We start from the raw sequence: 23,103 nt of genomic DNA on the forward strand, positions 1-23,103 counted from the left end.
ATCCGGGCACCGCCCGCGGCGGCGGGCACATCGACGGCACCGCCAGGGCAAACGTTATGGGGCTTCGGGATGGCGGTGATGTCACGGAAAGCCGGTACGGGGAAGCCGGCCGCCGGAGCGGTCGCGCCGGTCAGCGGGGGTGGTGCCCGCCGTCGAAATCGATCCGCATGACGAGGCGCCGGACCGAGAGCCGGGCGATCTCCGTGAAGCCGGCACCGGCGAAGATGCTCCGACTTCCCACGTGCAACTCTCCCCAGGAGACCTCCTGGCCCGGCCGTACCAGCATCGGGTAGCCCTCCAGGGCGCGGGCCCCACCCGTACGCGCGTGGCGCACCGCCGCGCGGGCCAGGGCCCGGCTGACGCCACGACGCCGGAAGCCCGCCCGGGTCACGAAGCAGGTCACCGCCCAGACGTCCGGGTCGGTCCGGTCCTCGTCGCGGCCCGTCCAGGGCAGGCGGCTGCGCAGCAGTTGTTCGTAGGCCGGACGCGGCTCGACCGCGCACCACCCCGCCGGCTCCCCGTCGAGGTAGGCCACCAGGCCACTGGTGGTGCCGGAACCCGGATGGTCGCAGTCGGTCTGCTCCCGCAGTCGGTGCGCGCGTTCGTCGTCGCTCACCGAGCGCCACTCAGGACCGAGGATCTTGAACCGCTGGCAGTAGCACCGCGCGGCGTGGCACCTGGCGGCCCCGAGGACCAGGAGCAGGTCCTCCCAGGAGGCCTCGTTCGCGGGTACCACCGAGATCACGGCTTCCTCCCGGTCGTGGCGGTCGTCGGCACCGCACGGTTCCCGCTCGATCCGGTCGGCGCCGGGGCGAGACCCTCCCCGAGGCTGCCCTGTCCCGGCACCCACCGTCAACAGGTAGGACGGGACGCGGCGGTCACCCGCATGCGCCGCCCGGCCCGGCCGTATCACCTCTTCACGGGACATCGCCGCTGCCCGGGTCGTGCTTGACTGGCGGGCAAGCATCGGCGCGCACCCCGGAGGACGCCGCTCCCGACCCGATCCGTGCGGCCCGTCCGCCGGCGCTCCGCCGGCGCCCGTCGAGCCGGGAAGGACGCCCCTGCCGTGAACAGCGACCTCGGGACCGACCATCGGCGCGTCACGGGTGACCAGCTGCGCCTGCTGATGCGCCGGCAGGCCGCCACCGTCACCGTCATCACCACGCTGGCCGGCGACCGACCGGCCGGATTCACGGCGACCTCCTTCACCTCCGTGTCACTGCGACCACCGCTGGTCTCGTTCTGTGTCTGCCGCGGCTCGTCGAGTTGGCCGGCGGTGCGGGCGGCCGCACACGTGGCCGTACACCTGCTCGCCGGCGACCAGGCCGAGCTGGCGCGTACCTTCGCGGCCAAGGGCACGGACCGGTTCGCCGGCCCCGTGCGGTGGCGGCCGGGCCCGTACGGAATGCCGCTGATCGACCGGACCCTGGCCTGGATGGTCTGCCGCGTCAGCGAACGGGTGACGGCCGGCGACCACGCGATCGTGCTCGCCGAGCCGGTGACGGCCGAGTACACCGACGGTCGGCCCCTGCTGTACCACGACGGCCGGTACGTACGGCTGGCCTGACCTCGCCCGACGGGCCTCGGGCCGCCCCGGCGGGCGGGCCACGTCGGTCGGCGTGCCGGCGGTCCTCCCCCCTTTAGGGGACGCCCGGCCGACGTGCCCCGGTGGCTACGTTGCTGGGCATGGCAGTTCCGGACGACGGTCCGTCCCGCACCTCGACGAAGGACGCGCCGCTCCTCGACGACCGGACCGATCCCGTTCCGGGCATCGACCTGGCCCGTCCGGAACTGCACCGCACGATCGACCTGCACGCCGTCTTCACGGACCTCCGGCGCGACCACCCGGTCTTCTGGCACGGCCCGAAGAGCCACGCCGGCTTCTGGTCGGTGACCCGGCACGCCGACACGGTCCGGGTCTACCGGGACACCGACACGTTCTCGGCCACCCACGGCATGACGCTCGACACCCTGCGCCCCGAACTGGACCCGGGCGCCGGGATGATGGTCGAGGTCACCGACCCGCCCGAGCACCGCCGTCTGCGCCGCAGCATCGGTGCCTTCTTCTCGGCGGGCGCGGTGTCCACGATGGCGCCGGCCATCGATGATCTCGTGGTCCGCCTGCTGACCGACATCCGCGACCGCGACGAGCCGGTGGACTTCGTGCGGGCCGTGGCGAGCCGGATACCCACCCACGTGGCCGGACTCCTGCTCGGCCTCCCGCCCGAGGACCTGGACTGGATCACGTCGCGGACCTCGCAGGTCTTCCTCGCCGGCGCCGACGCCTCCCGCGCCGCGACCGCCGACCTGCGCGAGCAGGCGGCGCAGGCCAACGCGGAGCTGCTCGGCTACTTCTCCAAGCTCGTACGGGCGAGCAGGCGGCGGCGGTCCGACGTGCGGGGCCTGGTGCAGAGGCTCGCCGAGGGCACCGGGGACCGGGAGGGGCTGAACACGGCCGAGGTGATCCTGAACTCGCTCAACCTGGCGATCGCGGGAACCCAGACCACCCGCAGCTCATTGAGCAACATGATGCTCGCGTTGATCCAGTTCCCCGACGCCTTCCAGGCGCTGCGGAAGGACCCCACGCTGGTGCCCACCGCCGTGGAGGAGGCGGTCCGGTGGGCGAATCCGGTGCGGCACCTGGCGAGGGTCGCGACCCGCGACGTCGAACTCGGCGGGGCAAGGATCCGGGCGGGGGATCCCGTCGTCGTCTGGCCGTTCTCCGCCAACCGGGACGAGGCGGTGTTCCGGCTGCCGCACGTGTTCGACATCCGGCGCTATCCCAATCCGCACATAGGGTTCGCGACCGGCACGCACAGCTGCCCCGGCTCCGGGCTGGCCCGGGCCCAGATGCGTACCACCCTGACCCGGCTGGTGGAACTCTTCGCCGACGCGGACCTCGCCGACGCCCCCCAGCTGGTGCAGTCGAACTTCCTTCTCGGATACGAGCGCCTCCCGGTCCGGTACACCGCGGCGGCGTCAGTCCCGCGCCTGTCCGCACAGGCGACCGACGGCGACCGGCCCGGTGCCGATTTCGCGACGAGGGACGCGCCGAACGGCTCGTCCCGCACGACGGAGGGGATGTGATGCGCGTGGTCGACGTGTCGGAGGAGGCCTTCCGCGCGGCTGTCGACAAGCTGCGGGTGCCCGGCATGGGCACGGAGGTCCTCGCCCCGCTCCTCAACGCGCTGGTGCGCTTCCACCGTCCGCGGCGGGTGCTGGAGATCGGCATGGGCTACACCACGCCGTTCCTGGTGGCCGCGCTGGCCAGCGTCGAGGAGGAGGTGAGCGCCGAGGCGCGGGGCCTGGCCGACAAGTCGCGATCGTACGTCGAGGGCGGCACGGACCTCGACGACGCCTGGCTGTACACGGAGCCGGCCATGCTGGCGCCGTCGTACTACCTGACGCCGTACCGGTCGCGGTTCGTGGCGGTGGACAACCTGTCCGGAGGTTCGGCCGCGGAGCACGTCCTCGACGTGCTGGCCGAACTGGGGCTCGACGACCGGGTCACGGTGGTCAACGCCGACCTGCACGACTGCGCCGACCGGTTGCCCGACGACCTCTTCCCGATCGACCTAGCCTGGGTCGACGCCTGGGAGTGTCTGTACTTCTTCGACCACTTCTGGGACCGGATCAATCCGGACGGCGGGCTGGTCGCCATGCACTACTTGATGACCTATCCGGAGGGAGAGGCCATCCTCGAGTACTTCGCCGAGGTGCAGCGGGCCCGCCGCGGTGAACTGGAGATCATCAACCTGCTCGAACCGCACAAGCTGGCTCAGAACAGCGTCACCATCCTGCGCCGGACAACCGCGTGCCGACCGCGCGTCTACGCCGAGCAGGGCGGCGGCATCCGCTACACCCGCCGTCTCCAGGAGGACGCGGCCGGTCAGCTACGGCTCGCCGGAGCCGACAGCGCCCGCGTCGGTCCCGACGCCCGACGCCCTCTGAAATGACGCGAGCACGTCTACCGGTGCCGGCGCCCGCCGGGCCGGTCGACCCCGGTGCCGGGACGCCGGCCCCGCGGCGTCGACGGCCGTCCGCGGCGCCGGCGACCGGCCCCGGCCGGCCCGGCCGCCGTGGTGCACCGGCATCCCGCTGCGGGCGGCCGGTGGCCGACGGCTGTGCAAGGCCGGCGCGGGCGGGGCGACCCGGCCCCGGCGAGGCACCCGGGACGGCGGTTCCCCGCTTTAGGGGACACCCGCCGCCGGCCGGTGCCCGGTTAGGTTCCTGACCATGGCAGATCAGGCCCTTGGCGACGTACTGCTCGACCGTGCGGAACGGACTCCGGACGAGGTCGCGTACGAGCTGGCTGAGCCTTCCGGCCGGGTCACCACGATGAGCTACGCCCAGCTGGCGAGCCGGGCGTCGGTGTTGGCGAGACAACTCGCCGCCGGTGGCGACGGTCCGGTGCTGCTCGCGTACCCGGCCGGCCTGGACTACGTGGTCGCCGTCTTCGCCGCGTTCCTGGCCGGGCGGCCGGTGATCCCGGCCTACCCACCGGGACCGTCGTCGCTGCCCGACCGCGCCCGGTTGAGCGGGATCGTCCAGGACGCCCATCCGTCGACCGTGGTGGCGGCGCAACACCACGCCGAGCTCGCCGTGCCGACGGTGCTGGCCGTGCCCGGCGCCGAGGCGGACGGGTCCGTGGCGCCGCCGCGCTGCGCGGCCGACTCCGACGTGGCGATCATCCAGTACACCTCCGGCAGCACCGGTCAGCCGAAGGGCGTGCTGGTACGACACGACAGCGTGGTGGCCAACACCGCCGCCATCGCGGACCGGTTCGGGTTGGACGTCACCTCCCGCGGGCTGACCTGGCTGCCGCCGTTCCACGACATGGGGCTGGTCGGCGGCCTGCTGACCCCGATGGCGGCCGGGATACCGGTCCGTATCCTCCAGCCCGGGGACTTCCTCAAGGCGCCGCTGTGGTGGCTCCGGCAGATCACCGAGAGCGGCGCGACGGCCAGCGGCGGCCCCAACTTCGCCTACGACCTCTGCGTCCGCCGGGTACGCTCCGCCGACGAGCTGGCCGGCCTGGACCTGTCCGGATGGCGGGTGGCCTTCAGCGGCGGCGAGTCGGTGAAGCACCAGACCATGGCCGGGTTCGCCCGGACCTTCGCGTCGACCGGCTTCCGCCCGGAGGCGTTCCTGCCCTGTTTCGGCCTGGCCGAGGCGACCCTCATGGTCAGCGCCGGACACTGGTCGCCGACGGCCGCCGCGGACACGGCGGTCAGCTGCGGCCGGCCGGTACCGGGCCAACGGGTCACGATCGTCGACCCGGAGCGCCTGACCCCGGTCCCCGACGGCGACGAGGGCGAGATCTGGGTCGGCGGCCCGCACATCACCCCCGGCTACCTCTCCGGCGAGTCGGGCGACCTGTTTGGTGAGCTCGACGGGACCCGGCTGTTGCGCACCGGTGACCTGGGATACCTACGCGAGGGCGAGCTGTTCCTGACCGGTCGGATGAAGGACGTCATCGTCTTCCGGGGGGCCAACTTCCACGCCGGCGACATCGAGTCGGCAGGGCTCGAGGCGGTAGGCCGACAGGCCGGGGCGGCTGCGGCCTTTCTCGTCGACGAGGGACCGGAACCGCTGCCGGTACTCGTGGTCGAGGTGCGGGGCCGGCCCGACGAGAAACTGGCGGCCGGCGTTCGCGCCGCCGTGCTGGCCCGGACCCGGTTGCCGCTGAGCCTGGTGGTCCTGGCGCCGCCGCGCTCGGTGCCCCGTACGTCCAGCGGCAAGGTACGGCGGTCGGCCTGCCGGGAGGTCCTCCTGGCCGGTGGCCTCGACGCCGCGGTGGTCAGCGACCGGCCGCGCCTCGCGGCGCTGTCCGAACTCCGCGACCGGGAGCGAGTGACCGGAGATCTGGCCGCGGTGGTCTGCGGGATCCTCGCCGCCGTCTGCGGGGTGGGACGCTGCCGGCCGACCGACGACCTGGCCGGCCTCGGGATGGATTCGGTGCAGGCGGCGGAGGCGGCGGCCGTCCTCGAGGACGCGGTCGGACTCACGGTGCCGCTGGAGACGCTGCTCGGGGCGGCGACGCCGCGCGACATCGCCGACACCCTGCTGGCGCGCTGGCTCGCGGATGACTGCACCCCGACCCTTGTGCGGGACCGGCTGGCGCTCATCGGTGAGGGCGCGGGAGTCGGCTGATGGATCCTGCCGTCGGACGGAGCCTGGTCGAGCGCTGGCGGGCCGGTCGCGGGACAGCGCCGTCGATCCCTGACCGGCCGGCGCCGCTCACCTCGGCTGAGCGCGGGGTGCTGACGCTGGAGCGGCTCCGTCCCGGCACCCCGGTTCTCAACCTGTGCTTCGCCGCCCGGCACACCGGGCACCTCGACGAGGACCGCCTCGACGCGGCCCTCACCGTGCTGCTCCGCCGGCACCCCGCCCTGCGCAGCACGTTCGTCGACGGCGCCGAGGGCCCGGCCCGGGTGGTCGGGGACACCGCGACGATCGCGGTGTCGTGGACGGACCTGCGCCACCTGCCGTCGAGGCGTGCGGCCGCCGCCCGCGAGTTCGCCGAGCGGACCGCGGCCGAGCCGTTCGACCTGCGGCGTGGGCCACTGGTCCGGGTCCGGGGCTGCCGACTCGCCGACGACGAGCGACTGCTCGTCTTCGCCGCCCACCACCTGGTCTGCGACGGCGCGTCCCTGCGGATCCTGCTCCGCGAACTCGACGCCGCCTACCGCGGTGAGCTCACCGGCGTACTGCCGGAGCCGCCCCCGGTGCCGGTGGATCCGACGGCGCTGGCGTACTGGCGTGCCCACCTGGCCGACCTGCCCGACCTGTACCTGCCGGGCGACCTGACCCGGCCCGCGCCGCCGACGTTCCGGGCCGGATCGGTTCCGTTGTCCCTGTCGGACGACCTGGTCGACACCGCCGAGGTCCTGGGGCGGGCCGAGAACGCCACCCTGTTCATGGTGGTGCTGGCCGGGTTCCAGCTTCTCTTGTCGGTCCACTCCGGACAGACCGACTTCGCCGTCGGGGTGCCGGAGGCCGGCCGGACACGGCCCGGCCGGCACGGCGTGGTGGGCCTCCTGTCCGACCTGTTGGTGGTGCGCGCGGACCTGAGCGGGCGCCCCACCTTCCGGGAACTCGTCCGGCGGGCGCGGGAGACCTACCTCGGCGCCTTCGCCCACCGCGCCGTGCCCTTCGAGGAACTCGTCGCCGCGCTCGCGCCCGGCCGTGCCCTCGACGGCGCGCTGGTGCGGGCCAGTCTCGTCTTCCACGGCCGGCGTGCCGAGACGACACTGGCCGGGTCGCCACTCGTGCCGGTGCCCGTCGCCCGCGCGGGCCTGCGCTTCGGAGTGGAACTGCATCTCTGGCGGGAGCCGGCCGGACTCCGAGGCACCTGGGACTACAGCGCGGAGACGTTCACCCCGACCGAGGCGGCCCGGATGGCGCGGCGGATGCCGGTGCTGCTCGCCCGGGTGCTCGCCCAGCCGGACCGGCCGGTCGACCAACTCGACCTGCTGACCGACGACGACCGGACACTGCTGGAACGCTGGGGCCGGGGACCGACGCCAGCCGTCCCGGACGTGGGCCTCACCGAGCTGTTCCACGCCCAGGCCGCCCGGACACCGGCCGCGGTGGCCGTCCGCGACGGTCGACGCGAGCTCACCTACCGGGAACTGGACGGGCTATCCGACCGACTGGCCCGGCACCTGCGTGGTCTCGGTGCCGGTCCGGGAGAGACGGTCGGCATCCGGCTCGCCCGCTCCGTCGACCTGGCCGTGGCCGTGCTCGGCGTACTCAAGGCTGGTGCGGCCTGCCTGCCGCTCGATCAGCCCCGACCAGGGCAGGTGGATCCGACGCCGGGGCACGGCCCGGTCCGCACGACCGTGACGGAGGCCGACCTCGCCGCCGCCCGTCGACTCCCCGCCTCCTGCGTGGGCGGCGGCCCCCCGGCCGCACCGGAGGACCCGGCCTTCGTCTTCCGCGCGGTCGACGCCACGGGCCGGGCCCGGGCCGTGCTCGTCACTCACCGCAACGCGGCGGCGGTGGTGCTCTGGGGCCGGCAGACGTTCTCACCCGCGCACCTGGCCCGGGTGCTCGCGGCGACGCCGAGCTGCGACGGCCACGCGGTCTTCGAGTTGTTCGCACCGTGGTGCGCGGGCGGCACCGTGGTGGTGGCCGACGACGCGCGCGCCATGCTCGCCGATCCGCCCGACGTGACGATGCTCTGCGCCACGCCGTCGGCGGTCCAGGCGTTGGTCGCGGTGGACGCCCTCCCGCCCGAGGTGCGCGCGGTCGTCCTCGCCGGCGAGGCGGTCCCCGGCGCGCTCCTCACCGACCTGGACCGCACCGGCCACGTCGAGACCGTCGTCCGCCGCTACGGTCCGGCCGAGAGCACGAGCGGCGCGACGTGGGCCGCGCTCCGGCGGCCGGAGCGGCCGACCCCGCTGGGGGTGTACCTGCCGCACCAGCGTGGCTACATCCTGGACCGGGCGCTACGCCCGGTCCCGGTCGGTGCGGTCGGCGAACTCTACCTGGCCGGCAGCGGCCTCAGCCGGGGCTACCTCGACCAGCCGGGCCCGACCGCGGCGCGGTACGTCGCCGACCCGTTCGCGGCGCTGCCCGGTGAGCGCATGTACCGGACCGGCGACCTGGTCCGGTACCGCTCGGACGGCGCTCTGGTCCGGCTGGCCGACCGCGAGCGGCAGGTCGTGGTACGCGGTCAACGGATCGATCCGGACGAGGTCGAGAGCTGCCTGCGGCGGCACGCCGACGTGTGCGACGCGGTCGTGGTCCCGTACCGCGACCAGCTCGTCGCGTACCTGACCGCTGGCGAGCTGACCGGCCCCGAGCTGGACGACGTCCGGTCCGCCCTGCTCGAGGCCGGACTGCCGGCCGAGGCGGTCCCCACGGGCCTGGTCGTACTCGACACGCTGCCGCGGACGCCGAGCGGCGCGGTCGACCGGGCGGCGTTGCCCGCGCCCGACCTGACGGACCGCCCGGGCGGCGAGCAGCCGCAGGGACCCGACGAGCACCTCATCGCCGAGGTGTGGCGGCAGGTTCTCCGGATCGACGAGGTGGCGCGGTACGACGACTTCTTCGACCTCGGCGGGGATTCGCTGCTCGCCGGCCAGGTGCTCAACCGGCTGCGCAGGCGGGCCGGCACGAGGCTTCCGCTGCGGCTGCTCTTCGACCACCCCCGGCTCGCCGACCTGGCCGTGGCGTTGTCGTCGGCCCGGGCAGCGGCCGACCAGCCGACGATCACTCCGCGCCGGCCGGATGCCGAGCCCGTCCTCTCCTTCGACCAGCAGCGGGTGTGGCTGGAGAGTCAGCTCAGGCCCGGGACCGCGTACAACGTGCACGGGCGCCGGTGGCTGCGTGGCACGCTGGACGTCCCGGTCCTGGAACGCAGCATCCGGGCGATCCTCGACCGGCACGACATCCTCCGGACGACCTTCCCTCTGGTGGACGGGCGGCCGGTGCAGCGGGTGGCGGCGCCCGACCCGGGCTGGCGGATCGCCGTCGAGGACCGGTGCGGTCCCGGCGCCGCCGCCGAGCGCCTGGCCGACGAGCAGGCGAACACCTCGTTCGACCTCGCCCAGGGGCCCCTGCTCAAGGTCCTGCTGGTCCGCCGCAGCGACACCGAGCACCTGCTCAGCATCACGATCCACCACATCGTCTCGGACGGATGGTCGGTCGGTCTCTTCCTCCGCGAACTCTCGGCGCTCTACCGGGCCGGTGGTGACGTCACCCGGGCCGACCTGCCGGCGCTGCCCGTGCAGTACCTCGACTACTCTGTGTGGCAGCGGAGGTGGCTGACCGGCGAGCGGCTGACGAAGCAGGTCGAGCACTGGCGACGTCGGCTGACCGGTGCCCCCGCGCGACTGGCCCTGCCCGCCGCCCGCCGGCCGACGCCCGGTCAGGGCGCCGTCGGCGGTCGGGTGGACGCCGAACTCGGCGCCGACGACGTGGCCGCGCTGCACCGGTTGTGCCGCGAACACGAGGTTACTCCGTTCATGGCCGTGGCCGCCGTCCTGACCGTCGTGCTGCGCCGCTGGTCCGGGCAGGACGACCTGGTGGTCGGGGTGCCGGTGAACACCCGCGACGACACCCGCACCAGCTCCCTGATCGGGTTCTTCGTCAACACGGTCCCCCTGCGCGTCGGGCTGGCCGGCAACCCGGAGTTTCGCGAGGTGCTCGCTCGGGTCCGGCAGGCCGCACTCGACGGGTACGCCAAGCAGGGCGACACCCCGTTCGACGTGCTCGTCCGCGAGCTGCGGCTGCCGCGTGACCCGTCCCGGGCACCGCTGTTCCAGGTTCTGCTGAGCATGATCGACGACACCGGAGCCGCCTGGCAGCTGCCGGGCGTCGTCGTGGAGCCGGCCGAGGGCCCGCCGCAACCGAGCAAGGTCGACCTCACCCTCAACGTGCACCTCACCAGTGGTGGGCTCCGCCTGGAGCTGCTGTACCACGCCGACCGCTACGACGTCGCGACCATGCGCGCCCTCGTCGGCCAGCTGCGCGCCCTGTTGAGGGCGGTCACCTCGGATCCCGGCCGCGGGATCCTCGAGTACGAGCTGTCCGGGAGCGCGGCCACCGGCGCCGCCACGCCGACGCCCGTCCCGGCGCCACACTCCATCCTGGAGCAGCAGGCACGCCACCACCCGCGGCGCACCGCGGTGGTCGACCGGGACGGCTCATGGACCTACGCTCAGCTCGCGGCGGCGGCCCGCCGCGTCGCCGAGATAGCCGGTGACGCCAACCGCGTGATCGTGGTCCGGCGGGCGTCGGCCGGCTTCACGGCAGCGGTGCTCGGCTGTGGCCGAGCCGGTGTGCCGTTCACCGTCGTCGCACCGGACGACGTCTCGCGGGTCGCGCCGGTTGCGTGCACCGTGCTCGATCCGGGGCCGCGCGCCGTCGACGGCGCGGTGGACGTCGCAGCGCTGCTCACCGCCGCAGCCGCGCCCGCGGACGCGCCGGACGCAGGCGGCGAGCCGGTTCCGGCGCCCGGCCACTGGGCCGTCGAGCGGCTCCAGCTCGGCGCCGATGACCGGGTCGCCGCTCTGACCGGTGGCTGCGGCCCGGCGATGTCCGCCGCCGTCGCCGCCGGCGCGACCCTCGTCGTTGCCGACGACGCCACCTCCGGTGAGCCGGATCGGCTGGTCGCCTGGCTCCGCGAGGCCGGGGTGACCGTCCTGCACCTCTCGCCGGCCCGGCTGCGCGCCGTCGCGGCCGTGGGCGCGGTCCTGCCCCGGCTGCGGCACGTCGTCCTGGACAACAACGGCGACCTGACCGCGCACGACGTGCCACGCGCCCGGCGACTCGCGCCGGCCGGCCGGCTGGTCGCCGTCTACGGCGCCGGGGAGAGCCAGCAGCCGTTCGCCGTCCATGAGGTGCCGGAGGTCTGGGTGCCGTCCGTCGCCCCGCTGCGGGTGCCGATCGGCGTCGAGCTGGCCGGCCCGGCCGCGCTGCGCAACGCGGTCGGATCGGTGGCCGCCGTCGGTGAGGTGGTGCAGCTGCCCGGCACCGAGGACCTCGTCCGGCGCCGCCCCGACCAGGTGCTCGAGTTCGCCGCGCCGCGCGCCGGACGTCGCCTGGACGGCCGCCCGTACGCCGATCCGCTGGATACCGTCGCGGCTCTGTTCGAGTTCCCGGACGTGCACGACGCGGTGGTGACCGCGCGGACCGGCCCGCACGGGCCCGGCGAACTGGTGGCCCACGTCGTCGTCCGCGACAGGTCGATCAACCTGGACCGGCTGCGTCAACACCTGGTCAACCGCCTACCGGACTATCTGGTCCCGCGACACGTCGTACCGGTGGAGCGACTCCCGCTCACGCCGGACGGTGACCACGACCTGGCCGCCCTGCTCGACCCGGCCGGCGAGGCGTCCGGGGCCGACACCGGGCGCGCCGCCGACCTACCGCAGACAGCGATTCCGAGGAGGAACTGACGTGACCAATCGAGCTGCCGAGCAGACCGTGGGTCGGTCCGAGGCCGAACTCGTCGACCGGGTCCTGGCGATCGTGCGGGAGGTGCTGTCCCGACCCGACCTGGGCCCCGACGACGAGGTGATGGACTTCGGCGGCACCTCGCTGTCCATCCTGCGGATCCTCGCCGAGACGAAGCGCGTCCTCGACCTGAACGTCAACCCGCGTGACCTCAACGGAGCCGTCACGGCTCACAACCTGGTCCGCGCGGCCCGCTGACCCCGCCCACTCACAGAATCGAGCTGAGTCGCGATGACCGACACCGCACGCGCCGAATTCGCTCTGACCACCGACGAGCAGGAGACCTTCTGGAAGCAGGGCTTCATCGGCCCCTTCCCGGTGCTGGACGAGGAAGAGATGGTCCGCACCTGGCGGTCGGAGCGGCTCGCCCTCCTGGACCGCAGCAACGCCATCTACACCGAGGAATGGGCCGTCTCCGGGAACACCAACATCTCCAACTACGACCGCCACATGGACAACGACTTCCTGGCTGACCTGATCATGAACCCGCGGATCACCGACCGGGTGGCCAGCGTGATCGGACCGGACGTGCTCTGCTGGCGTACCGAGTTCTTCCCGAAGTACCCGGGGGACGAGGGAACCGACTGGCACCAGGCCGACACCTTCGCGAACGCCTCCGGCAAGCCGCAGATCGTCTGGCCCGAGGACGCCGAGTTCGGTGGCACCATCACCGTCTGGACCGCTTTCACCGAGGCCACCACCGACAACGGTTGCCTCCAGTTCATCCCCGGCTCGTACCGCAAGATGAACTACGACGAGACCAAGGTCATGAAGTACACGCCGGACCGGATCAACAACGAGACGAAGGGGGGCGTCCGGCGGGGCTTCTTCGGCTACGACTACCGCGAGCTGCAGATCGACCCGGACTTCGTCCCGGACGAGAGCAACGCGGTCCCGATCGTCATGCGGCCGGGGGAGGCGGTGATGTTCTGGTCGACCCTGATGCACGCCTCCTATCCGCACTCCGGCAAGAGCGACAACATGCGGCTCGGCTTCGCGTCCCGGTTCGTGCCGACCTCCACGCACGTCTACCCCGACACGGACGTGGTCGAGGAGTACGGCGGCAAGGTGAGCCTCGACCGCTACGGTGCGGTGCTGGTCACCGGCGAGAACCACTACCACCACAACCGGATCGCCACGCACACCACCACCGGGCATCCGTTCCGCCGGAGCTGAGACGGGTGGCGGGCCTGGCCCGGGCCCGCCACGCCGAACCTCCAGCGAAGCTGCCGAACCCCCCAGGGACGCTCATGACAGCCGAGATCCAGCACTCTCCGACCACGGCGGAGCCCGGGCGGGCCGAACTGGCGGCCCTGGTCGACGCGATCCGACAACTGGAGGGCCTGACCGGTCAGGTCGGCCCGTTCGCGCTTCCCGCCGATACCTGCGACCGGGCGCCGGAACTCGTCGCGGCGGTCTGCCGGGCCTTGGACGTGCCACTCACCTTCGACGCGCCGGCCGGTGAGCGCGACCGGGACTTCGCGGTCGCCGCCCTGGCGGCCGAGATCCGACGGGCGCAGCGCGCGCCGGGGCTGACCGACGGTCGCGGCGACCCGGCCGCGTCGGCCGCCGAGGCGCGGCGGATACGCGACGAGGAGGACGCCGGGTTCCGGCTGCACCGGGTACGCCGACCCGACGGTACGGTCCTCGCCGTCTGGGACGCCGGCCCGCTGGACGCCCCGCCGATCCTCGTCTCACCGGCGTGCGCGATGAGTTACCGACTGTCGCTGCCGTGGGTCCGCGCACTGCGGGGCTCGTACCGTTGCCTGGTTCCACAGACCCGCGGCACCAGTGAGCGCATCGACGATCCCCAGGCCTTCGACCGGCGCGGTTACGACATCCACGCCCAGGCCGACGACCTGGTCGCGCTCATCGCGGAGGTGGCCTCCGCCCCGGTGCACCTGATGGGGCTCTGCGGCGGAGCGGTCCCCGCCCTGATCGCCGCCGGCCGCTGCGCCGACCGGGTGAGCTCGCTGAGCCTCTGGCACGCCGACCTGGAACTGGGTCCGGACGCCGAGAAGACCGACCATCAGGTCAACCTGCGGGCGTTGCTCGACCTGGCCGGCGAGTCGCGCGACACCGCGGCCTGGATGCGGGACAAGCTGACGAGCGGCCCGATGACCGGCGTCCCGGCCGGAGCGGGCCCGTTGGTGGTCCGCCCCTACGCCACTGCCGAACTCTTCTACCGGTACGCCAAGCTGACCGCGGCGACGATGCACTGGGACTCCCGACAGACGGCGGGCGGGGTGCCACAGCCCAGTCTGATCGTCACCAGCAGGGACGACCACACCGCGCACCCGTCCGGATCGCGTCGGCTGGCCGAGATCCTGCCGGACGCCCGACTCGTGGTCGCGGACCACGGAACCCACCTGGACGCCTTCCGGGCGACGCCGGAGCAGGTTTCCTGCCTCACCTCGTTCCTCGCCTCGCTGCCCGCGGGCGGCTGAACCGCGATCCACGCGCGGAGCTGCCGGCGCCTCCGGTGGGGGACCCTGCCGACCCGTGCCGCGCGACGGTGTGGCCCCGGACCGCGGTCCGACCCGCCGGGCACGTCGCCGTGCCCGACGACCCCGCTGACCTGCGCCTGCGCGTCTCCGCCCCTCCTTTATGTGACACCCACCCCGACCCGGCCGCCCCGTACCGTCGGGCCATGGCGCACCCTTCCCAGGTCGAGCTTCCCACCGGCCAACGGGCCGTAACGACAACCGACGGCGGGGGAAACCCTCCCGGGCCGTCGGGGGAGCCCTACCAGGACGCCATCCTCGCCATCTGGCGTGATGTGCTCGGCCGTTCGGACATCGACGTCTCCGACGACTTTCTCGCACTGGGCGACCACTCACTCGCCCCCGTCGTGGTGGCGCGGATCCGGCGGGCGCTCGGCGTCGACATCCCGGTGATGGACATCTTCGAGTGCCGCTCGGTGTCCGCACTGGCCGTCGCGGTGGCCGCCAGATCGGCTGCCGCCGAGACCGGGGCCCGGCGGGGCGTGACCCGGCGGCCTCCGGACAGCGAGCCCCTCCTCTCCTTCGACCAGCAACGCCTCTGGCTGGAGAGCCAGCTGCTGCCCGGTGTGGTGTACAACGTCCACGCCCGACGGCGGCTGGTGGGTCAGCTCGACGTGGCCGCCCTGGAGGCCAGCATCCGGGCCATCCTCGCCCGGCACGAGGCGCTGCGCTCACGGTTCCCCACCGTGGAGGGGCGACCGGTGCAGGCGGTGGACGACCCGGACGACAACTGGCGTATCCGGTTCGAGGACCTCACCGGAGTCCCGCACGACGACCGGACCGTCGCCGCCCGCCGTTTGCTGGACGAGGAGTCCACCACCCCGTTCGACCTGGCCGTCGGCCCACTCTTCCGGTGCATGCTGGTCAAGGTGGGCGACGACGAGCACCTCCTCGGCGTCACCATGCACCACATCGTCTCGGACACCTGGTCCATCGGCCTGTTCGTGCGGGAGCTGTCGGCGCTCTACCAGTCCGGCGGCGACGTGGGCCGGGCGGATCTGCCACCGCTGCCGGTCCAGTACCGCGACTACGCCACGTGGCAGCGTGGCCGGCTCGTGGGCGAGACGCTGGAGAAGCAGTTGCGGTACTGGCGGGGTCAGCTCGCCGGCGCGCCACCGGTACTCGCCCTGCCCGCGCCGCAGCGACGGACCACCTCGCAGCGGGCCGAGGCCGACCGGATCGAGTGCGTGCTCCCGCGTGCCGAGACCGCCCGGCTGCACCAGCTGTGCCGTGCCCAGGGGGTCACTCCGTTCATGGCGCTGCTGGCCGGTCTGACCACCGTGTTCAGCCGCTGGTCCGGCCAGTCCGACGTGGTGATCGGCGTGCCGCTCGCCGGCCGCACCCACAGCGGGACGGAGAACCTGATCGGGTTCTTCGTCAACGTCCTGCCGTTCCGCATCGACCTGTCCGGGAATCCGACCTTCGCCGAGTTGCTGGCGCGGGTCCGCCGGGTGGCTCTCGAGGGCTACGACCACGCCGACGCGCCGTTGGACGCGCTCGTGGAGGATCTGCAGGTGGGGCGGGATCCCCGCCGGACCCCGCTGTTCGAGGTGGTCCTCAACGTCGTCGGTAGTCCCGAGGCCGAGCAGGCCAAGGGCTTCACCGTGGAGCCGATGGACTCGCCGTCGCTGTTCAGCAGGTTCGACCTGTCGGTGTCCGCCCAGGAATCCGACGGCAGCCTGCGGCTGCAACTCGACTTCGCCTCCGAACGCTGCGACGCCGCGATGGTTCGCGTCCTCGTCGACCACCTGCGCACGCTGCTGCGGGGGGCGGTGGACGACCCGACGCGGCCCATCCTGGACTACCCCTTCGGGCCCGCCGGTGACACGGGCGACGTCGCGGCCCCGTCCGGCGCACCGTCGGTGCCGGCACCGCACCTGGCCGTCGAGCGCCACGCGGGGGCCGCCGACCGGCCCGCGGTGGTCGACGGCGGCGGCGAGTGGGGCTACCGCTGGCTGCACCGGGCCGCCGAGCGCGTGGCACGGCTGCTGGCGGAGCGGAACGTGCGGCCAGGGGACCCTGTGGTGGTCGTCCGACGGCCCACGGCCGGCTTCGTGGCGACGCTGCTCGGGTGCCTGCGGGCCGGGGCGACGTACGTGCCGGTCGACGGCGACGAACCGGCCGGGTCAGGCGTCGACGCGGCCCCGATCGTGCTCGACCCGGGCCCCACCGACGAGGTCGACACAGGAACTGTCGACCTGAGCGCGCTGCTCCACGAACCCGACGACGAACCCGACGACGATCCGCCTCGGACCGGCGAGGAGAAGGGACCGGCCGCCGGTACGGCCGACTGGGCCGTCGAGCGGTTCGACCTGCGGGACGCGGACCGGTTCGCGGTGCTGTCCGCATCCCCGCACCACCTGATGTCGGCGCTGTGCAGCGCGTTCCACGCCGGGGCGACCCTGGTCCTTCCCGATCCCGCCGCCACCGCCGACATCGGTGCCCTCACCCGATGGCTGCGGACCAGCGCCGTCAGCGTCGTCCACCTGGAACCGCCACTGCTGCGGGCGCTGGCCGACCAGCGCCCGGGGCCCGGACTTCCCGCGCTCAGGTACGCGTTCGTCGACAACTCCGGTGGCCTCGTCCCGCACGACGTCGGCGTCCTACGCAACCTCGCGCCGGCCTGCCGGTTGGTCGGGGTGTACCGGGTACGGCCCGACGGCCGGCCGCGGGCGGCGTACGAGGTTCCGCAGGAATGGGACCTCGGGACGGCGCCGCTGCGGATCCCCCTGGGTCGGGAGCTGCCGGACTGCCCGGCCTGGCTGGCCCGACCCTCGGGAGGGCCGGCGGCGGTGGGCGAGGTGGGCGAGCTGGTCTTCGGCGAGCTGCGGACCGGCGACGTGGGACGCCGGTGGCACGACGGCTCGTTGGAGTTCGTCTCGAAGGTCGGCGTGGACCCGGGCTTCGATCCCCTCGAGACGGTGACCACCCTGCGGGACCTGCCCGAGGTCCGGGACGCCGTGGTGACCGAGCGGGCCGGGCCGGACGGTCGGCGCAGGCTCGTCGGCTACGTCACCGGGCCGGACCCCGACCTCGGGTCCGTCGCCATGCGCAAGCACCTCATGACGCGGCTCCCCGACTACCTGATCCCGGACCAGATCCTCGTGCTCTGCGGCCTTCCGCTCACGCCCGGCGGAACGTACGACCTGGCGGCCCTGCCGGAAGCCGACCTGGACGCCGGCGACATCGACGACTACGTGGCGCCCCGTACGCCGATGGAACGCCAACTCGTCGGGATCCTCCAGGAACTGCTCGGCATCGACCGAGTCGGCATCTACGACAGCTTCTTCGAACTGGGCGGGTTCTCCCTGCTCGCGACGCAGCTCACCACCAGGATCCGGGCGGACTTCAACGTCGAACTCGCCATGCGGGACGTGTTCGAGTCGCCCACCGTCAACGAGCTCGCCCAGCTGATCGTGCACGCCCAGGGCGAACTGTCCGGCACGGACGATCTCGAGGCCCTGCTGGCCGAGATCGAAGGTGCCGGGACCGTCGAGGCGCCGGGCGGCCCGGCGCCGGCAGTGCCCTCGGCCGAGGAGGACCGGTCCGGGACATACGACCGGGTGGTGGCACGCCTGCGGGAGTCGGCGGTGTTCTCCCCTGACAAGCCGGACGAGACACCCGAGACGTCGGCCCAGGCGCTCTGGTACGCCGCCGTGGGATCGCCCCGCTCCGTCACCGCCGTCACCCTGCCGCTTCCCACCCTGTCGGACGCGCAGGAACGGATCCTGCACGAGCTGGTCGGCCGCCGGGTCGCCGGCGAGCCGTTGGCCTACCTGACCGGTCGGGCCAGCTTCATGGGCCTGGAGCTGCTTGCCGAGACCGGCGCGTTGATCCCGCGGCGGGAGACGGAACTGCTCGGCGGCGCTGCACTCGACCTCGCCAGGGAGCTCGCCACGGACACCTCCGGCGTCCGGCTCCTTGACCTCGGCACCGGTGCCGGCAACCTCGCCGTGTCGATCGCGGTCCACGAGCCGAGGTCGCGGGTCTGGGCCGCCGATCTCGAGGCCGGGGCCGTCGCGGTGGCCAGGCGCAACGCCGCCTTCCACAAGGTGGACGATCGCCTGGTCGTGGCGCAGGGCGACCTGTTCGCGGCGCTCGACGGGCTGTCGCCGGCGCCGTCTCCGTTCGACCTCGTCGTCTGCAATCCGCCGTACATGCCCACCGACAAGGCCAGGAGTCTTCCTACCGAGGTCGGCGGGCACGAGCCCACGGCCGCGTTCGACGGCGGCGACATCGGGCTGTCCGTTGTCTACCGGCTGATCGCCGAGGCTCCTCGGCACCTGGTTCCCGGCGGCTGGCTCTGCTTCGAGCTCGGTGCCGGCATGGGCCGGGTGGTCGAGAAGCGCCTCGCCGCGCAGGGCGCGTACGGCGAGATCCGAAAGGTCACCGACCAGTACGGCACCACCCGCGTGATCCTCGCCCAGAGGCTCCCGTGACAGGGCCGGAGCGACCGGAAGCGCGCCTCGACCCGGGCCCGGGCGAGGAGGGGCCGGCCCGCCGTCGCCGTGCCATGACCGCCGACCGGAGCCGGCAGAGACCCCGCCGGGGGACCGCCGGACCGGTCCCGCTCGGAGGTGAGAACCCGTGAGCCATCCTGATCCCGCGACCGTAGGCCCCGCCCCCCGCGACGAGCCTCCCCAGCGGACCACGCCGCTGCCGCCATGGGTCCTGCCGGACGCCGAACCCGGTCGGGGGTCGCAGCGGCGGCACCTGCCGGCGGCGGTGCGCGAGGCGCTGGCCGGCATGGACCGGGACGGCGACCGGCTGACGGCCCTCGTGCTCGCCGCCTGGCTCGCGGTGCTGGCGCGCTGCGTGGGGGAGCCGGAGGTGAGCAGCGCGGTGGCGGACCGGACCGGTCACCTGGACCGCGTCTCGGCCACGGTCGGCGGGACGAGCTGGACGCAGCTGGCCGGCGGGCTGCGGCGCTCACGCCTGGCCGGCCCCGCGTCCGCCGTGCTGGACCTGCACGGGGCCGCCGCGGCGGACCGCGCACCGTTGCTGGTACGGCTCGACTCCACCGGTGGGGAGCTCGGCGTCAGCTACGAGACCGCGTGCGTCTCGCATTCCGCCGCCGACCGGGTGCTCGGCTATCTGGCGCGTGCGCTGGCGCTGGCGCTGGACGATCCCGAGCAGCGGGTCGACCTCGGCGAGATGCTGAGCGAGGGGGAGCGCCGGTACCAGCTGGACGAGCTGTGCGGCCCGCGGGTCAACAACGGCCCGGACGGCTTCGTCCCGGCGTTCCGCGCCCGTGCCGCCGCCCACCCGGATCGGCCCGCGCTGCACCACCGGGCGGAGAGCCTGACCTACGGCGAGCTGGACCGGGCCTCGGACCGCGTGGCTGCCCGGCTGAGCTGCCTCGGCGTGTCACCGGGGCAGGCCGTGGCGGTCGTGAGCGACCGCCACCTGGACTGGGTGGTGGCCATGCTCGGTGTGCTCAAGGCCGGCGCGGTCTACCTGCCGGTCCGACCCGACTTCCCGGCGTCGCGGGTGGAGGACCAGCTCAGCCGGGCCGAGTGCGGTGTGGCGTTGACCGATGACAGCGGGGCGGCCCTGCTGTCCGCCGTGGCCGGCCTCGGCTGGCCGGGCCGCGTGTCCACCATCGCCGCTCTGCGGGACGGTAGCGAGGTCGCGGCCCCGCTACCGGCGCCCGGACTGGATCAGCCGGCGTACGTGTACTTCACCTCCGGCTCCACCGGCCGGCCCAAGGGCGCGGTCTGCGCGCACGACGGCATGATCAATCACCTGTGGGCCAAGGTCGACGACCACGACCTGGGGCCGAAGGACGTGGTCACCCAGACCGCGTCCCAGTGCTTCGACATCTCGTTGTGGCAGATCTGCGCCCCGCTGCTGGTCGGCGGCGCGGCGGTCGTGGTGGACACCGATCAGCAACTCGACGTGGCCGGCTTCGCCGCGCTGCTGGCGCGGCACCGGGTGACCACCGTGCAGATCGTGCCGTCGTACCTGGAGGTGCTGCTGGCCCACCTGGAGGCCGGCGCGGTCCGGCTGCCCCGGCTGGCATCCGTGTCGGTGACGGGAGAGGCGCTCAAGGCCGACCTGGTCCGGCGCTGGTTCTCGGTCATGCCCGGTCTGCGGCTGGTGAATGCGTACGGCGCGACGGAGGTCTCGGACGACACGATGCACGAGGTGTTGGACGGGCCGCCCGATCGCGACCTGTCGGTGGTCAACGTCGGCCGCCCGTTGCGCAACATGCGGGTCTACGTGGTCGACGACCAGCGGCGGCTGATGCCGCTGGGAGCCCGGGGCGAGATCGTCTTCGCCGGCGTGTGTGTCGGCGGGGGTTACATCAACGATCCCGAGCGGACCGCCGAGGCGTTCGGCGAGGACCCCTACTTCCCGGGCGAGCGGCTCTACCGCTCAGGTGACCTGGGTCGGTGGTTGCCGGAGAAACGCCTGGAGTTCCTCGGCCGCCGCGACGACCAGGTCAAGATCCGAGGGCTGCGGGTGGAGACCGGGGAGATCCAGGCGGCCCTGCTCCGGGTGCCCGGGATCTCCGCCGCCGCCGTGGTGCCGGTCGGCGAGGGCAACGGCGCCCGGCTCGTCGGCTTCTACGTCTCCGAGTACGAGTTGGCCTCGATCGACCTGCACGATCTGTTGTCGGCCCGGCTGCCCGAGTACATGGTGCCCGCGCATCACTTCCGCCTTGCCGAGCTGCCGTTGAACGAGAACGGCAAGACCGACAACCGACGGCTCCGGCAGCTGGCCGAGGAACTGGCCGCCGGCATCCACGCCTTCGAACCACCCCGATCCGGGGACGAGCAGCGGCTGGCCACCCTCTGGGCGGAGGTGCTGGGACTGCCCGCCGGGAGGGTGGGCCGGCACGACGACTTCTTCGACCTCGGGGGTACCTCCCTCTCGGCGGTCCACCTGCTGATGCGGCTGGACCACCAGCTCTCCCTGACCGACATGCTGACTCACTCGGTGCTACGCGACCAGGCACGCCTGCTGGAGGCGGCCGGCGACACGGCGGCGGCCCTGCTGTTGCACGAGCTCAGCCCTTCGGCGCAGGGCCGGCCGGCGCTGGTGTGCCTGCCCGACGCCGGCGGTAACGCGATCAACTTCCAGCACCTGGCCGACCTGGCGGGGGAGCGGGTGCAGGTTCTCGCGGTGGAGCTGCCCGGCCACGACCTGGCCCGGCGGCAGGAGGACCTGCTGGACCTGCCGGGCCTGGCCGAGCGCCTGGGCCGGGAACTCGCCGGCCGGTCCGGGCTCTACCTGTGGGGTCAGGGGGCCGGCGGTGCGGCGGCCCTGGCCACCGCGCGGGCGCTGGAGCGGGCCGGGACGACGGTGGCGGGCGTGATCCTCGCCTGGGACGAGACGACACCCGAGGGCGGCCGGGTGGTCGACGCCCTCTCCGACGACGAGGTCGTCGACCGGCTGCGCCGGCGTCATGCCTACGTCGACGTCGACCGGGCCACGCCGGGCCGGGCTGCGTTCGTCGCCAGGGCGTACCGGCACGACTGGGCGGAGGCGCTGCGGTTGCTCGATCGGCTCGACGGCCGGCCTGATCTGGACTGCCCGGTCGTCGAGGTGACGCTCGGGGCGGCTCGCGGCAGGCTGCGGGCGGACCCCGACCGGATCGTGCGGCGAGACCTGCCGGGTGGTGAGGTGGACGTCGCGCGGCACCACCCCGACGAGATCCTCGGGACGGTGGACGGGTGGCACGAGAGAGTAGCCGCTACGGCATGACCCCGATCCGGCAACTGGTGGGCCACCCCCGCCGCGGCACCAGCCGGGTGGGGGTGGGCACCGCCCACGGCACCTTCGGGGAACTGCTCCAGGGTGCCCTTCCGGGACCGGGCGAGGCGGACGGGGAGGGTCGCTTCCTGGTGACCCTGCCGGTGGCCCGCTGGTCCAGCGCCCGGTTCGAGCTGCAGGCGCCAGGGACGGGGCTGACGGTGAGCCCGAGCCACAAGACCAAGGCGACGGCCCTGGCCACCGCCCTCCTCACCGAGCTGGGACACCCGGTGGCCGGTTCGCTCGTGCTGACCAGCACCATTCCCGAGGGCAAGGGGCTGGCGAGTTCCTCCGCCGACCTGGTGGCCACGGCGCGCGCCGTGACGGCGGTGCTCGAGCGGTCGGTTCCGGCCCGGCGGCTCGGCGCGATGCTCGCCGCCATCGAGCCGACCGACGGGGTGATGTACCCGGGAGTCGTGGCCTTCGACCACCGGCGCGGCGCCCACCTGCGGACGCTGGGGCACCTGCCGGCACTCCAGGTGGTCGCGGTGGACCAGGGCGGCCAGGTGGACACCGTCGCCTTCAACCGTCGCTGCGCCGCGTACGGGGCGTCGGAGCGGCGGCACTACGAGCGGTTGCTGGGGGAGTTGGCCCGGGCGGTCGCCGCAGGTGACCTGGCTGCGGTGGGGGCGGTCAGCACCGAGAGCGCCGCCCTCAACCAGTCTCGGATGCCGAACCGCAACTTCGTCGCACTCCGGGACATCTGCCGGCTGGTCGGCGGGTTGGGGCTGGTGGCCTGCCACAGCGGCACCATGATCGGCATTCTGCTGGATCCGCGACACAGCGGCTACCGGTCACAACTGTCGGAGGCGGTGCACCTGGCCGAGGGCCTGTCCGGTGCCATCCACCTCTACCGGACCCTGGCGGCCTGAGT

General features: G+C 73.5%; 12 protein-coding genes. 11 read left to right on the forward strand and 1 reads right to left on the reverse strand.

Annotation, left to right across the window (positions count from 1 at the left end):
* Positions 1-130: 130 nt before the first annotated feature.
* Positions 131-745 carry a GNAT family N-acetyltransferase gene (locus GA0070622_RS13390; RefSeq protein WP_245666229.1) on the reverse strand — a complete coding sequence of 205 codons (615 nt, stop codon included), beginning with the start codon at positions 743-745 and terminating at the stop codon, positions 131-133.
* A 381-nt stretch (positions 746-1,126) separates the two neighbouring features.
* Here GA0070622_RS13390 and GA0070622_RS13395 point away from each other — a divergent pair, with 381 nt between their 5' ends.
* From GA0070622_RS13395 to GA0070622_RS13445, 11 genes are all read left to right on the forward strand, one after another.
* The gene (locus GA0070622_RS13395) at positions 1,127-1,567 is read left to right on the forward strand and encodes a flavin reductase family protein (protein WP_091577320.1); all 441 of its coding nucleotides are present in this window, start codon (positions 1,127-1,129) and stop codon (positions 1,565-1,567) included.
* Between the two features lie 119 nt (positions 1,568-1,686).
* Positions 1,687-3,087 (forward strand): cytochrome P450, encoded by a 1,401-nt coding sequence (locus tag GA0070622_RS13400; protein WP_091573598.1) that lies wholly within the window; start codon positions 1,687-1,689, stop codon positions 3,085-3,087.
* A complete protein-coding gene (locus GA0070622_RS13405; RefSeq protein ID WP_218060575.1) occupies positions 3,087-3,956 on the forward strand; it encodes an O-methyltransferase in 870 nt (289 codons plus the stop codon). The genes GA0070622_RS13400 and GA0070622_RS13405 overlap by 1 nt, the downstream gene beginning before the upstream one ends.
* A gap of 280 nt (positions 3,957-4,236) precedes the next feature.
* Positions 4,237-6,153, forward strand: a complete 1,917-nt coding sequence (locus GA0070622_RS13410; RefSeq protein WP_091573599.1) for an AMP-binding protein — start codon at positions 4,237-4,239, stop codon at positions 6,151-6,153.
* Positions 6,153-11,909 carry a condensation domain-containing protein gene (locus GA0070622_RS13415; protein WP_091573600.1) on the forward strand — a complete coding sequence of 1,919 codons (5,757 nt, stop codon included), beginning with the start codon at positions 6,153-6,155 and terminating at the stop codon, positions 11,907-11,909. Before GA0070622_RS13410 ends, GA0070622_RS13415 begins: the two co-directional genes overlap by 1 nt.
* 1 nt (position 11,910) lies before the next feature.
* Positions 11,911-12,165, forward strand: a complete 255-nt coding sequence (locus tag GA0070622_RS32530; RefSeq protein ID WP_176710466.1) for an acyl carrier protein — start codon at positions 11,911-11,913, stop codon at positions 12,163-12,165.
* 33 nt (positions 12,166-12,198) lie between these two features.
* Entirely contained in the window at positions 12,199-13,143 is a 945-nt protein-coding gene (locus GA0070622_RS13425; protein WP_091573602.1) for a chlorinating enzyme, read from the forward strand.
* 74 nt (positions 13,144-13,217) lie between these two features.
* A complete protein-coding gene (locus GA0070622_RS13430) occupies positions 13,218-14,414 on the forward strand; it encodes an alpha/beta fold hydrolase (protein ID WP_091573603.1) in 1,197 nt (398 codons plus the stop codon).
* A gap of 203 nt (positions 14,415-14,617) precedes the next feature.
* A complete protein-coding gene (locus GA0070622_RS13435) occupies positions 14,618-18,910 on the forward strand; it encodes a HemK family protein methyltransferase (RefSeq protein WP_091573604.1) in 4,293 nt (1,430 codons plus the stop codon).
* Between the two features lie 148 nt (positions 18,911-19,058).
* The gene (locus GA0070622_RS13440) at positions 19,059-22,181 is read left to right on the forward strand and encodes a non-ribosomal peptide synthetase family protein (RefSeq protein WP_141684559.1); all 3,123 of its coding nucleotides are present in this window, start codon (positions 19,059-19,061) and stop codon (positions 22,179-22,181) included.
* Positions 22,151-23,101, forward strand: coding sequence for a GHMP family kinase ATP-binding protein (locus GA0070622_RS13445; RefSeq protein ID WP_218060576.1), 951 nt, complete (start codon positions 22,151-22,153; stop codon positions 23,099-23,101). Before GA0070622_RS13440 ends, GA0070622_RS13445 begins: the two co-directional genes overlap by 31 nt.
* The last annotated feature ends 2 nt before the right edge of the window (positions 23,102-23,103 follow it).

Source organism: Micromonospora sediminicola (assembly GCF_900089585.1).
GTDB classification, from domain to species: domain Bacteria; phylum Actinomycetota; class Actinomycetes; order Mycobacteriales; family Micromonosporaceae; genus Micromonospora; species Micromonospora sediminicola.

Excerpts from the sequence above, each read along its gene's own strand:
- GA0070622_RS13435 (WP_091573604.1), top strand. The coding sequence starts at position 14,618 with ATGGCGCACCCTTCCCAGGTCGAGCTTCCCACCGGCCAACGGGCCGTA.
- GA0070622_RS13400 (WP_091573598.1), top strand. The coding sequence starts at position 1,687 with ATGGCAGTTCCGGACGACGGTCCGTCCCGCACCTCGACGAAGGACGCG.
- GA0070622_RS13410 (WP_091573599.1), top strand. The coding sequence starts at position 4,237 with ATGGCAGATCAGGCCCTTGGCGACGTACTGCTCGACCGTGCGGAACGG.
- GA0070622_RS13425 (WP_091573602.1), top strand. The coding sequence starts at position 12,199 with ATGACCGACACCGCACGCGCCGAATTCGCTCTGACCACCGACGAGCAG.
- GA0070622_RS13430 (WP_091573603.1), top strand. The coding sequence starts at position 13,218 with ATGACAGCCGAGATCCAGCACTCTCCGACCACGGCGGAGCCCGGGCGG.
- GA0070622_RS13405 (WP_218060575.1), top strand. The coding sequence starts at position 3,087 with ATGCGCGTGGTCGACGTGTCGGAGGAGGCCTTCCGCGCGGCTGTCGAC.
- GA0070622_RS13415 (WP_091573600.1), top strand. The coding sequence starts at position 6,153 with ATGGATCCTGCCGTCGGACGGAGCCTGGTCGAGCGCTGGCGGGCCGGT.
- GA0070622_RS13395 (WP_091577320.1), top strand. The coding sequence starts at position 1,127 with ATGCGCCGGCAGGCCGCCACCGTCACCGTCATCACCACGCTGGCCGGC.